The sequence below is a fragment of the Rickettsia akari str. Hartford genome (genome assembly GCF_000018205.1).
Lineage (GTDB): Bacteria > Pseudomonadota > Alphaproteobacteria > Rickettsiales > Rickettsiaceae > Rickettsia > Rickettsia akari.
On the sequence record NC_009881.1, the window covers coordinates 423,069 to 436,650 of the forward strand.

Below are 13,582 nucleotides of genomic sequence, written 5' to 3' on the forward strand. Positions count from 1 at the left end.
ATGACAAAAGTACAATATGAATATATTATTTAATTTTAGAATAATTAAATAATATACATTCAATGAGTGCAGATACTAATATTAGCGATAGCTTAGAAATTGTTACGCAAGATCATTTATCACTTTTTGCTTTAATAAACTCCTCCGACATTATCGGTAAGTCAGTTATGTTGATGCTGCTTATTACTTCCATTTGGTCATGGGCTATTATTTTGGATAAAATATTTAAGCTAGCGCAAGTGCAGCGCAGAATGAAGGATTTTGAAAATGTATTTTGGTCCGGTGGAGTATTAGAGCAATTATATGACAGCATAAAAAGGTCGGTTAATAATCCGCTAGCTTTGATATTTGTCTCGGCTATGGATGAGTGTAAGAGTTTAAGTACTAAAGGGCTTTCCGATGCATTAAAAAACAACCATAAGGAGCGTATAACTGGTGCAATGTACCTAGCTCAAAATAGGGAAGTCGAAAAGCTTGAGAAGAATTTAAGCTTCCTCGCAACTGTTGGATCAAGTGCGCCGTTCGTAGGTTTATTCGGCACTGTTTGGGGAATTATGCACAGCTTCCAGTCGATTGCTACTTCTAAGAATACTTCTCTTGCAGTAGTAGCCCCAGGGATTGCTGAAGCGCTACTTGCAACAGCTATAGGTTTATTTGCTGCTATTCCGGCAGTAATTTTTTATAATTATCTGATTTCCCGCATTACTCTTATCAACAATAAGATTGAAGATTTTAGTAGCGAGCTAAATTCTATACTGTCTAAGGCAATTGATCAGGAGAAGATATAATGGCTATGAAGCTTGCTGGAACTAATAGAAAAAGCAAAAGAGCGGTCGTTAGCGAAATTAATGTTACGCCGCTTGTAGACGTAATGCTTGTGCTGCTAATTATTTTCATGATCACTTCTCCAATGCTTGTTTCAGGCGTGAATGTGGATTTACCTGAGACAAATTCAAGTCCGATTTCAGGACAGGATGAACCGCTAGTCGTCACTATCAGTAATAAAGGTGAAATTTACCTTCTTGAAACTCCTATAGAGAGAACACATTTAACCGACAAGCTTTCAAATATCACTAAAGAGAAAAAGGATGCTAGAATTTTTGTAAGAGGCGATAGAAATGTTTCTTATGGGCAGGTAGTAGAGATAGTTGCCAAAATTCATGCTGCCGGCTTTTCACGTGTAGCTCTTATTTCAAATATTAAAAATAATGAAAAGTAATCAAAATAGGGATAATTTTACGGTTTTCCTTAGCTTCTCTATTGTTCTGCATTTACTTCTTTTATATTGTTTGCTATTCGGTATGCCATCGCTTTTTGAAAAATTATCGGAAGAGAAAACTATAACTTTTGAGATGTTATCTGTTAGCGATAGACCAAATATCATAACCCAAACAAAGCAAAAAGAAGCTCCGATAGAAAACGAAGACGCTACAAAGTCTGAGCAGCGTAAGCCAAAAGAAGAACCGCAAGACTCGCCTAAAGCAGAAAAAGCAAAAGAGCCTGATGCTAAAACAATAGAAGAAAAGCCAAAAATAGAAGAGAAAAAACCTATAGAAGAACCAAAGCATGAAGAAGCGAAAGAAGCATTACTTGAGAAGAAAGACGAAGTAAAGGAAGAAAAGCCTAAAGAAGAGGAAAAAAAACAAACATACGAAAAGAAGAAAACTGAAGAGCACAAAGAGGAAGTGGTTGTTAACAAACTGGAAGAGACAGCAAAAGAGGTAAAGAAAAAAGAGCCTAAAACTGATGAGCTTGACTCTTTACTTAAGAATTTAGAGCAATCTTCGGAAGGGGATAATGTAAAATCTAATAAGCATAAAAGATCAAAAAAAGCTGATAATGCAAAAGAAGCTAAAGGAGTTGATACGGATGGGCTACCTCTTTCCGAAAGTGAAACATCTTTAATAAAAAGACAGATTGAAAGACATTGGAGTAATGTACCAGCAGGGGTTAGAGGTAATAATAAGGTAAAAGTCATTATTAGCATTACGCTAGATAAAGCAGGTAACGTTGAGCATGCAAAGGTAAAAGAAAAAATCTGTCCTAATATTACGGCTAGCGTTTGTGAAGCTTTAGCAGATAATGCAATTAGAGCAGTATGGCAAGCAAGCCCTATTGAAAATCTTGATCCTGCACGCTTTAACCATTGGAAAGAGATTAATGTTAGCTTTGATCCGAGTAAATTGTAGCATTATTGCATAGCTCGTCTTGTCATTCCTAGCTAAAAGTGGGCATGACATTAAGGACAATGTAATAATTGAAAAATATTATTCATTATGTTCGTGGTGAGTACTGATGAATTCAAGCCACATATCTTGTCGCTCATTATCAAAACAACAATAGCAGCAATAATCCTCTCAAGAATAATAAGCTTGATCACATTAACAATAGGATCAAAGCAGTATTACTAGAGCTTGTTAAATCATATTCTGAAGGTAATAAATCCGTTGGAATGTCTTTATTCATAAAACTTAGTTATTATGTTTACTATTTATAAATAAAAGAACTCTATAACTTTGTCTATTAACATTATATTTATTTCATAAAGTTTTAAGAGCATGATAAGTAAATAACCATAAATGGCATAGATTTATACCAAAATGGACTATCATAGAGTATAATATTTGTCCTGTTGTATAATATGCATAACCATAGAAGAATCAGATATAGTGCTTAACGCTATATATATTAGTCCGCATTGAAAATGTACGATCTAAATATTAAAGATGCTATAATAACAGCTAAAATCTGCGGTTTCCGTAAAAGATTTTGTAATGTTCTTTGTAAAAACTCTTGAAAGAATACTTCCTCAGCAATACAAACGAAAAAGAAATTATTAATTGCCAATATCGTTAATATGCTTGAGATTTTAGGCTCAAATAAGGCGTAACTGCTTATTAAAGATAGAACCATAATGATTACTATACATAGTAATAGAGAACGAGAAGTATATTTTATAGCATTCGTATGTTCTTGTTTTTCTAAAATATATAAATCACTGACAGAAAAAATTATTAAAGCCGGAATTATTTTATCAAAATTTGGATACATAGAAAAAATAGTCATAGCAAGTAGGTTAAAACATCTCGGAACTTTTTATGAAAAGCAAAATCGGTAAAACAAACTGAAATAGATATCAATAATAAGATTTTTAGTACTTTATTTAGCTGTAAATTAAAATAGGTATAGGTAATAGCAGCAAAAATAGATAAAGCCCTACAACTCCTATAATATTTATTATACCTTAATATAAAGCGGCTAAAATTGTAATGCCTATGCTTAAATATAACAGGTCTTTTATCACGACAAAATAAAGATATTAATATTGGTGTAATAAGAAAATATAGGTGATAGTTAAAGATGACATATAAACCTTTGTAAAAAACTATTTTTAATATATAATTACTTTTTAGCATTAAAAATAGAAAAATTATTAAATATAGATAGTTTCAATAGATAATAATTAGATTTTAAAAAGAAAATATAAAAGGTAATCATAAGAAAAACCAATAAAATAATAGATATAGAATTGGAAGATTTTATGAAAGATATAGAATATTGGGACAAAAATTTTTCAGGCTGTAAATATTCAGATAAATTAATCGAAAGGCTTTTATTATTAAATACCCAAGTAAAACAACCTATTGATATCAGAGAAGTGAAAAAAGGTATTTATTATGCTCGTAAATATCATGGTGAGCAAATGCGTCAATCGGGTGATCCTTATTATTCTCATCCAATCGCAGTAACAATTATGGTAGCAGAATTTGTAGCAAAAGAAGCGCCTAAACTCTTTACCTTTAGAATGCTACAAGCTGCATTACTTCACGACACTATTGAAGATACTGAACTTACTGAAGAAATGATAAGCAATATTTTTGATGAAGAAGTAGCAATGCATGTAGAAGGTCTCACTAGAATTAAAGCTTGTGGAAAAATAAGTAGTGCGAAAAGTCTTATTTTATTAATTAAACAAAAAAGATACGATACTGCTCTTATAAAACTTTTTGATAGAATACATAATTTACAAACTTTAGAAGCAAAATCGCCTGAAAAAGCTCATAAAATCATTAAAGAGACATTAAAAAGCTTTTTAGTGTTAAGCGAAATCCTTGAGATACCTTCAGTTTCAGAGCTTATATATACTGAATGCTATAAAAATAATTTAAAGTTTAATATAAATTCTACTCTTAATAAAATTATAAATTTTGATTCTTTTCCATTTTCTCAAAATAAGTTACTCCCATGAAGAAAGCTGTACCTACCGGAATGAAAATTAAAAATAATCCCCAATATCCTAGATAATTGGTAAGATAAACTAAACCAAATGAGGTTATAATATAAGTAAATAATTTTGCTATTGCACTTAGCATACTAGTATATGTAAATCTCTTAAAAACTGGAAAATATTTATAAAATATAGGAGCTGCCGGTACGTGATCAAATACGAATAATGCAGCTAAACATTGAAAAATAAAAATATATAAAGGAGTAGGGTTATAATTTAACATTATAGGGAAAAAAATGAGAGAGGTAAAAAATAGATATAATTTTACCTTTAGGATTTTTAAAGGATGGATTTTATAGCTAAGAAATGCAAGACCTATAATACCGAGTAAATCTATTATAGATACCCAAAAATTTTGATTTATAATTTGATATGGAGTAAATCCGAATTCTCTTTTTAATATATCAGCACAATATATATACACGAAATAAAAACACGGAGGTCTAGCACATTGGATAAAGAAATACCAAATAGAAGTGGCGTTTGGAACTTGTTGATCTATAATATCTTTGTCAATTTCTTCAAGCGTAATATTATTTTCTTGAAGTCTTAGTTTTAATTTATTTTTTTTATTTGAAAATGCCTCTGCTTCTTTTAAACTAGTCCTCGCAATAGTACCTACAAAAGCAATGGTTGCACCAACAAAAAATGCTATACGCCAACTTGGTTCATGCTGATAAATATTGTGATTAGTAAAAATTGATGCAATACCTAGTGCTACCGTCGTGCCTACGGCAGAAAATACGGTTATAATTGCTACTAATGGATATTGTATAGGAGGAGATGAATTTTCGGTTAAGTATAGCTCTGCACCTCGTGCCTCTGCAGTTGCCGACATACCTTGAATTATACGACATATAGTAAGAGTCCAAGAGGCTGTTATACCTATTTGTGCATATGTTGGCATACTACCTATAATCACACACGTAATAGCCATTAATAGGGTAGTTAAAACAACTACAATCTTACGTCCAAAATGATCGCCTATATACCCAAACATTAACGCTCCTATAGGTCTTAGCAAATAGGTAGAACAGAAAGAAAAGGCAGTAAGCAGCGAAAAAGTGAATTGATCATATTCCGGAAAAAATAAATTATTTAAAAGCACAGCCATATGCACATAAAGCATAAGGTCAAAATACTCCAGAAATGTACCTATAGAAAGTAATCCTACAGCTTGTTTTTGTTCTTTATTTAAACTTCTTTGTTCTTTTTCGTAGCCTAACATAACACTCATATATAATTCAGATTCAAGATAAGCTACACTTTTTTGGTTAAAAGTCAATAAAGGATTAAGAATCTTTAATAAATATTGTTACAAAATATCTAGATTATCTAAAGTGATCTAACATAAAATTTTTAAATTATCTATTTTTCTCTGAAAGCTTTAAATGCAGTATCAGTAATAGGATCAAGTAAATATCTAAGTAGTGTTCTAGTACCGGTTACGATTTGTACCTCAGCTTGCATACCTGGGTGTAATTCCAAATTTTTAACTTTAGCAACTTTATCAAATGCATCCATATCGATTTCAATTCTTGCAACATAATAATTATCTTGCTGTTGTCCCGGATGTTGTCTTTCATCTTGTACTATATCGGGCGATATGCTGACTACTTTACCGGTAAATGTTGGAGTTGTTCTTGATTTAAATGCGCTGAAACGTATTTTTGCAACTAATCCCTCATGTACTGAGTCAATGTTTTTTTGAGATACCTTTGCTTCTATTATTAATGGGTCATTAATTGGCGAAATTTCCATAATAGGTTGTCCGTGACTTATAACACCACCTATTGTATGATATTTTAAATTATTCACTATACCGTCAACGGGTGATCTTATTATCACACGATTAAGTGAATCCGTCAGGGAATTATATTTTTCTTTAAGAGATGCTGTTTGTACTTGAGCTTCGCGAAGCTCTGTTAAAGTCCGTTCAGTGTATTTATTTTGTTGATTTATAATTTTAATTTGAGTTTCGGTAATAGCATGGCGTATCCCTGCTATTTCGGCTTCAGTTGTTGCAACATCGCTTTTTGAAGCGGCAACTTTTGCCTCTTGGTCTAATAATGCTGCTTTTTGTACAAAGCCTTTTTCTTTTAACGTTCTTAAAGCTTTTAAACGGTCTTGATAAACTTCAGCAGTTTTTAAAGCGGCAACTTTTTTTGCCTCTAAACCTTCAATTTTTTTCTCAAGTTGAGCAATGTTTTGATATAATGCATCTTTCTCTGAGTTATATACTTCTTTTCTAGATCTAAATAAATTTTCCTGTGTATGAATTATTTTAGCTACTTCCGGTAAATTTATATCATGCATTAGAAAATCCGAGAATTCAATTTGTTCTAAATGATCACGTTCGGCAATTAAACGGTTTTCAGTTGCTAAAAAATTACGGTACTGACCAAGAACATTTTCATGTTCGCTTTTGATTCTAGTTTCTTCAAGTTCTATTAATTTATCGCCTTCTTTGACTTTATCACCTTGCTTAACGTAAATAGCATTAATTATTCCACCTTCATTATGTTGAATCGTTTTTTTATTTGTGCTTGGGATTACGATGCCGACAGCTACAGCACCACTATCAAGTGGAGCAAGAGCCGACCATAATCCGCCTATTAATACTAAAAAGATAATAACATAAATACCAAAAAGTATAGGTGACCTTGCAGCTTGGGCTACGTTATTACGATCTTTATCGGTTTTCTTGGTAATAAAATTAACAAATCTATCAAGTTTGACTAATAAGAATTCTATAGCATGAGAGGTTTTCTTTAATGTAGTATTTATTAAAGTCATACGTTTAGAATTGTGACCTTTAAGGTTTAACGCATCTTCCCTTAAGGATAATAATTGTTTCAATTGTTCCGGCGTAATTTGAGGTTTATTGTGTTTTAAATCCTGCATAATATTTAATCACTATTATATGTAGTCATTGTCTGTCTGCGTTGTTTTTGATGTCATTCCAGCATAGCTCGGTGAAATCCACTGTATTGTCACACCGTGGTTTGACAACGTGGTCCATAAAAACACTAATATTATTACTATTTTTAACTGGATGTCGTGATCAAGTTACGGCATGACATTATCTAGTATGCCATTATTAGTTATTAATATGAATTGTACCACTTTTTAAAGTTTTAAAGTGTTTTTGAATTTCTTCTCCCGTTCCGTAGACTGCAACTGCTCCATCCTGTAATATTAGAATTTTATCAACAATTGATAATACTGATGGTCTATGTGAAATTACAAGAACTGCTATTCCTTTAAGTTTTGCTTGTTTTAAGGCACTTGCAAGGGCAACTTCACCTGCTTCATCTAAATTAGCGTTAGGTTCATCTAAAATGATGAGTTTTGGATTGCCGTAAAAAGCTCTAGCAAGCCCGATACGTTGTCTTTGACCACCTGATAGATTAGAGCCTGCAGGACCGATATCAGAATCATAACCGTCAGGGAATCTTAATATCATTTCATGAGCTCCGGCTATTTTAGCTGCTTCAATAACTTTTTGCGGATCGGCATCTTCTGCCATTCTAGCTATATTTTGTTTAATACTACCGCTAAAAAGTTCTATTCCTTGAGGAAGATAACCGACATGTTTACCGAAATCTTCTCTATTCCAACGATAAATTTCAGCATTATCTAAACGTACGGAACCTGATGATTCTTTCCATACCCCGACTATGATTTTAGCTAAAGTTGATTTTCCTGTAGCCGAAGGACCGATAATTGCTAAAACTTCGCCCGGATGTATTGCAAAACTAACGCCTTTTAAGATATATTTCGGTACAGGAGGTTGTGGTAAATGTTTCGGTATAGGATGAGCATAATAAATATTTTCAACAGTAAGATGACCCTCAACGTGCGGAATTGGCATTGCTTCATCTCTAGAAGCATAAGTGTTAAATAAATTATTAATGTTTTTGTATGATTTAATAGCACCGCTCATACTTTTCCATAGCTCAATAGCATTATCGAAAGGAGCAAGAGCTCTACCGACTATGATTGAACTCATAATCATATTACCTGGAGTCATATCTGCACTGTGAGATTTTACAACAATGTAAGCACCGACTCCTGTAACAGACATTTGCATTATGTTACGGATAAACCTTGAAAAGTTAGAAATAACACCGTTACGATAGCTAGCAACTGATTGTTTATCAAGTGCTAATATGTTAAATTTATGCCAATTTTTTGTAACATTCTTCATCATTCCCATTGCTTCAATTGCTTCTGCATTTCTGTTTGCAATATCGGCTTGTATCATACCTTTTATCGAAAACTCGGTAGCTTCACCGAGCGTTTTATTAGTAGCGGCAGCGTTAAAGAAAGCGGTTGAAACTATGATAATTGCACCAAAAACGGTAATAAGACCGATATATGGATGAATTGAGAAAATAACGGCAATATAGATAATGCTCCAAGGGGCATCGAATAAAGTATTAATTCCAGTACTTGTTAGGAATGTTTTGACGGCTTGAAAATCACGTAATAATTGGCTAGAACCCATATTTGCTCGTGTTGCAGCCGCAGAAATTGAAGAAGCAAAAATTACGGGAGCTACTATTCTATCAAGCCATTCTCCTACTTTTATAAGTGTAAAAGAACGAGCAATTTGTAATAATCCGTAAACAAAATAAATATATGCAATTATTATCGATAAAAATAATAATGTTTGTAGATTACCGCTTCCAAGGACTCTATCAAGCACTTGTAGTGAGTAAAGAGGCGTAATTAACATTAGTAAGTTAATTACAAAAGCAAACCAAAAGACTATCCAAAAAGCTGTTCTACATTCGCCTAATGCTATTACTAGCGGGTTTTTTTTATTTAGATTATTATTTTTATTATCCATATTAGTTATATTATAAATAATCATTAATTAATGCTTCAGCAATTTGTACACTGTTTAAAGCTGCTCCTTTACGTAAGTTATCACATGTAATCCATAGATTTATCGTATTAGGTTTACTTACGTCATTTCTAATGCGTGAGACATATACGGCATCTTCGCCTACCACTTCAACGGGCGAGATATAAGCAATGTCATTATTATTAGAAATTGTAACAATCCCATCGGCCTCTTGCAATATTTCTTCAGCGATGTTAGCGTCCATTTTATTGTTAAATTCTATGTTAACCGATATAGAATGACCGATAAATACCGGTACTCGCACAGAAGTAACACTAGCTTTAAAGTGATTACCAATAATTTTGTTTAGTTCAAAAGCAATTTTTGCTTCTTCACTTGTATAGCCGTCTTTATTTAAATCACCTATATGAGGAAAAAGATTAAATGCAATCTGTTTTGGAAATTTTTTAGGATGATTCTCTCCAAAAACATATTTAGATTTTGTTTGCTCGTAGAGTTCATCCATTCCTGCTTTACCTGCTCCTGATACCGATTGATAAGTAGATATCACCACTCTTTTAATCTTTATTTCATTATCCAACGGTTTTAATACTACTGCAAGTGGAATCGCTATACAATTAGGATTAGCTATAATATTTTTAGCGGTAAAGTCTTTAAGTGTTGATAAATTAACCTCAGGTACAATTAAAGGCACTTGATCGTCAATTCTAAAAAGTGATGATTTGTCGATAACTACACAATTACTAGAAGTAGCTTGTGGTATAAATTTTTTTGACACTTTTGAACCTGCACAAAAAAAAGCAATATCGATATCATCAAAATTTAAATTAGTTAAACTACTGATTTGCAGTATTTTTTCTCCATAACTTATTTTCCGTCCGATAGAGTTATCTGAAGCTATAGCATGAATTTTATTAATGGGGCAATTACGCTCAGCTAAAATATTTAGAGTTTCACGCCCTACATTTCCTGTAGCTCCGATTACTGCAATATTGTACTTTTTAATCATTTTTATTTATTAATCCAATGAGTTTTTCGCCGCCGATAATATGAAAATGGAAATGCAAAACAGTCTGTCCCGATTTCTCGCCTTTATTAGTTATTAAACGATAGCCGTCTTTATCCAAACCTACTTCATTTGCTATATCAGCAATTTTAGCAAAAAAATGTTTTATTTCGTCTATTTGCGCTTTAGAGATAAAATCAGCGTAATCTATATATTCGTTTTTAGGTATAACGATAATATGTACAGGTGCTACGGGTGCTATATCTTTGAATGCTAACATTTGTTCGTCTTCATAAATTATTTCTGCCGGAAGATTTTTATTTATAATTTTTGCAAAAACATTTTCTTTGTTATACATCATTTGCTCCTAATACAAGGCGTTATTGTATGGCTGGCTTATGTCATTCCAGCGTGGATAGCGAAACCGTCGTTGCGAGGAGCAAAACGACGTGGCAATCAAGAAAAAGATTAAAAGAATTCTGTAAATCAGAATTTTTTATTGGATTGCTTCGTCGCATTAATGTGTAATTATTCTCGCAACAACGCCACGCGTGGAATAACATAAAGGATATTTTCTATTCATTAAATAAACACACTACGCTCCAAAAATTTCACTTCAGCTTCAATGCTAGAGTTGGCAATTATTATATATTCTAGTCGGTAATTATTTCTTGTTAAATAATTTTCTCCAATATCTGAAGTAAAAAAGCCGAAGCCTAATATTAAGACTATCTGCAATATACACTTGAACGCTTCGATATTAATCACCGTAACGATTACATTCGCTATTACGGTAATAGCAACAACTAACCACATTTTATGGTATAATGCCCAAAATATACTTACAAAAAGCAGCTATCCACGAAAAGCCTGCTTCAATAACAATAAAAATTATTATTTTTTTGTGTGGCGTTAATGTATATTGCGTATATATTCATTATTTAAGTTAAGTCTTGAAAATTCAAGAGACAATAATTAATTAAACCGGATTAGTCAAGTATACTCTGCTGATTTCAAGAATTGAATTTGTTATCAAATGGTGAATGCACGCATCTTATACTTAAAAGTAAGTATGTGAATCCATGAAGATAACAAATTCAATTCTTGAAATCAGCAGAGTATATACTAAGATAGAACTTCAAAAATTGGTGACAATGTTCTACAAGAGCTGTGGTACGAACTGTATTAAGTAATGGCTTCCATTCAGAGGACTTTGAACTCTTAGCTCTTTTTGAAGTTGTATCGAATAACTATTTATTTTATTTAGGAGTAACTCAATACCATATAGTACCTAATTAACAACTTAATATTAATAAATTTTATATTATGTCAGACAATTTAGCCTTACACGGCACAACAATACTTTGTTTAAAAAAGAACGAAGAAATAATTATAGCAGCAGATGGACAAGTCTCGCATGGTAATACCGTACTAAAATCTACAGCACGAAAACTTCGGACTATAGCAAATAATAAAATTATTGCCGGTTTTGCGGGTTCTACGGCTGATGGTCTTGCGTTATTTGAAAAACTTGAAGTAAAGATAGAGCAACATAAGCATAATCTACTTAGAAGTGCAGTTGAGCTTGCAAAAGATTGGCGTAACGATAAATATTTGAGACGTTTGGAAGCAATGATGATTGTTGGCGATCGTAGTCATATATTAATTTTAACTGGTAACGGTGATGTCGTAGAGCCTGAAAATAATGTTGCGGCAATAGGATCAGGTGGTTTATTTGCACTATCTGCTGCTCGTGCTTTAATGTCTTACGAGAATAATTTAACTGCTGAAGAAATTGCTTTAAAATCTATGAATATAGCTGCAGATCTATGTGTATTTTCTAATCATAATATTATAATGGAAAAAGTTGTATGAAAGCTACTAAAACTACTTATCAAAAAGACCATATGGGGCTTACACCTTCTCAAATAGTTAATGAACTTAATAGATTTATCGTAGGTCAAGAAAAGGCCAAAAAAGCTGTTGCTATTGCACTTAGAAACCGCTGTCGTCGTAAAAGAGTAGAAGGTAATTTACGTAATGAAATAGTACCGAAAAATATTTTAATGATTGGTTCAACCGGTGTCGGAAAAACGGAAATAGCAAGACGCCTTGCAAAGTTGACTTATTCTCCTTTCTATAAGATAGAAGCAACTAAATTTACTGAAGTCGGATATGTAGGGCGTGATGTAGAATCAATAATTCGTGATTTAGTTGAAATAGCTGTTAATACTGAAAAAACTTTAGCAAAAACAGAAGTAGATATTAATGCCCGTGAGCAAGCGATAGAGAGAATATTAGATAGTTTAGTAGGTAAAACTTCTAGTAGTGAGACTAGAGAAAAGTTCAAAGAAAAAATTTTAAACGGTGAACTTGATGATACAGAAATCGAAATTAGCGTAGCTGATACTACACCTGTCGGTGGTGGAAGTTTTGAAATACCGGGTATGCCAGGAGCATCTATGGGCGTTCTTAACCTCGGTGACGTGATTGGACGAGCTCTTGGCGGCAGTAAGACTAAAACAAAAAAAATGCTAGTTAAAGATGCTATGGCTATTATTATACCTGAGGAATCAGAAAAATTAATAGACCAAGAAAAAATTATTCAGCAAGCTATAAATTTAGCTGAAAATGACGGGATAGTTTTTATTGACGAAATTGATAAAATAGCTTCGACCGGTAGTTCCGGAGCAAAAAATGCCGAAATAAGTAGAGAGGGTGTACAAAGAGATTTGCTACCTTTGATAGAAGGAACAACGGTTAATACTAAATATGGACCGGTTAAAACAGATCATATATTATTTATTGCTTCAGGTGCTTTCCATATTGCTAAACCTTCTGATTTATTACCGGAGTTACAAGGAAGGTTACCGATTAGAGTAGAATTAAATTCGCTCACCAAAGATGATATGATTAAAATATTGCTTGAACCTGAAACTAGTTTAATAAAGCAATATTCGGCATTAATAGGTACTGAAGACGTGTATATTGCATTTACGGATTCTGCTATTGAGAAGATAGCGGATTATGCTATCACCGTTAATTTAGAAGTCGAAGATATAGGGGCTAGAAGGCTGCATACTATACTTGAGAATTTGCTTGAAGATATAAGCTTTGAAGCTAGTGAAATGAAAGGCAGAAAAATAACTATCGACGATAAATTCGTAGAAAATCAATTATCAAAAATAATAACTAATCTTGACTTAGCTAAGTTTGTCCTATAATATACTTTTTTAATCATTGATTGAGATAGAATTGTTGTGCATCTCTTTAATGTCATTCCAGTGTAGGATGGAATTCAGGGTAAAGCGAGCTTTTAGCTTTAAAAATCTACCGTATTCATACTTTTTTTACTTGATTCCCGCATACGCGGGAATGACATCGAGTGGGTTTCTTGATTCACGCAACAACATCT

The 13,582-nt window shown here is 32.6% G+C and carries 12 protein-coding genes and 1 pseudogene; 6 read left to right on the forward strand and 7 right to left on the reverse strand.

What is annotated here, in order from left to right; all coding sequences use genetic code 11:
* Nucleotides 1-62 precede the first annotated feature (62 nt).
* The 3 genes from tolQ to A1C_RS02110 are packed head-to-tail and all read left to right on the forward strand — an operon-like array spanning nucleotide 63 to nucleotide 2,189.
* Nucleotides 63-788, forward strand: a complete 726-nt coding sequence (tolQ, locus tag A1C_RS02100) for a protein TolQ (RefSeq protein WP_012149397.1) — start codon at nucleotides 63-65, stop codon at nucleotides 786-788.
* Complete coding sequence (gene tolR / locus A1C_RS02105) at nucleotides 788-1,219, forward strand: protein TolR (protein ID WP_012149398.1); 432 nt, start codon at nucleotides 788-790, stop codon at nucleotides 1,217-1,219. The genes tolQ and tolR overlap by 1 nt, the downstream gene beginning before the upstream one ends.
* Nucleotides 1,209-2,189 carry an energy transducer TonB gene (locus A1C_RS02110; protein ID WP_012149399.1) on the forward strand — a complete coding sequence of 327 codons (981 nt, stop codon included), beginning with the start codon at nucleotides 1,209-1,211 and terminating at the stop codon, nucleotides 2,187-2,189. The genes tolR and A1C_RS02110 overlap by 11 nt, the downstream gene beginning before the upstream one ends.
* Before the next feature lie 499 nt (nucleotides 2,190-2,688).
* On the opposite strand, the gene A1C_RS02115 is transcribed toward A1C_RS02110, so the two are convergent.
* Nucleotides 2,689-3,051 carry a CPBP family glutamic-type intramembrane protease gene (locus tag A1C_RS02115; RefSeq protein ID WP_041816756.1) on the reverse strand — a complete coding sequence of 121 codons (363 nt, stop codon included), beginning with the start codon at nucleotides 3,049-3,051 and terminating at the stop codon, nucleotides 2,689-2,691.
* Between the two features lie 490 nt (nucleotides 3,052-3,541).
* On the opposite strand from A1C_RS02115, the gene A1C_RS02120 reads away from it, so the two are divergent.
* Nucleotides 3,542-4,249, forward strand: coding sequence for an HD domain-containing protein (locus A1C_RS02120; RefSeq protein WP_041816757.1), 708 nt, complete (start codon nucleotides 3,542-3,544; stop codon nucleotides 4,247-4,249).
* Here A1C_RS02120 and A1C_RS02125 read toward each other — a convergent pair.
* From A1C_RS02125 to A1C_RS02150, 6 genes and pseudogenes are all read right to left on the reverse strand, one after another.
* The gene (locus tag A1C_RS02125; RefSeq protein ID WP_041816823.1) at nucleotides 4,200-5,516 is read right to left on the reverse strand and encodes an MFS transporter; all 1,317 of its coding nucleotides are present in this window, start codon (nucleotides 5,514-5,516) and stop codon (nucleotides 4,200-4,202) included. The genes A1C_RS02120 and A1C_RS02125 overlap by 50 nt on opposite strands.
* 140 nt (nucleotides 5,517-5,656) lie before the next feature.
* A complete protein-coding gene (locus tag A1C_RS02130) occupies nucleotides 5,657-7,192 on the reverse strand; it encodes an HlyD family type I secretion periplasmic adaptor subunit (RefSeq protein ID WP_012149403.1) in 1,536 nt (511 codons plus the stop codon).
* 196 nt (nucleotides 7,193-7,388) lie between these two features.
* Nucleotides 7,389-9,143: a type I secretion system permease/ATPase gene (locus A1C_RS02135; protein ID WP_041816824.1), complete on the reverse strand. Its 1,755-nt coding sequence runs from the start codon at nucleotides 9,141-9,143 to the stop codon at nucleotides 7,389-7,391.
* A 10-nt stretch (nucleotides 9,144-9,153) separates the two neighbouring features.
* Entirely contained in the window at nucleotides 9,154-10,170 is a 1,017-nt protein-coding gene (gene asd, locus A1C_RS02140; RefSeq protein ID WP_012149405.1) for an aspartate-semialdehyde dehydrogenase, read from the reverse strand.
* On the reverse strand, nucleotides 10,163-10,525 hold the full coding sequence (locus A1C_RS02145; RefSeq protein ID WP_012149406.1) for an HIT domain-containing protein: 363 nt from the start codon (nucleotides 10,523-10,525) through the stop codon (nucleotides 10,163-10,165). Before A1C_RS02145 ends, asd begins: the two co-directional genes overlap by 8 nt.
* Before the next feature lie 224 nt (nucleotides 10,526-10,749).
* Nucleotides 10,750-11,105, reverse strand: a pseudogene (locus tag A1C_RS02150) (DUF2628 domain-containing protein).
* A 388-nt stretch (nucleotides 11,106-11,493) separates the two neighbouring features.
* Here A1C_RS02150 and hslV point away from each other — a divergent pair.
* Both hslV and hslU read left to right on the forward strand, forming a co-directional pair.
* On the forward strand, nucleotides 11,494-12,042 hold the full coding sequence (gene hslV, locus A1C_RS02155; RefSeq protein WP_012149408.1) for an ATP-dependent protease subunit HslV: 549 nt from the start codon (nucleotides 11,494-11,496) through the stop codon (nucleotides 12,040-12,042).
* Nucleotides 12,039-13,391, forward strand: a complete 1,353-nt coding sequence (gene hslU / locus A1C_RS02160) for an ATP-dependent protease ATPase subunit HslU (RefSeq protein WP_012149409.1) — start codon at nucleotides 12,039-12,041, stop codon at nucleotides 13,389-13,391. The genes hslV and hslU overlap by 4 nt, the downstream gene beginning before the upstream one ends.
* Nucleotides 13,392-13,582 lie beyond the last annotated feature (191 nt).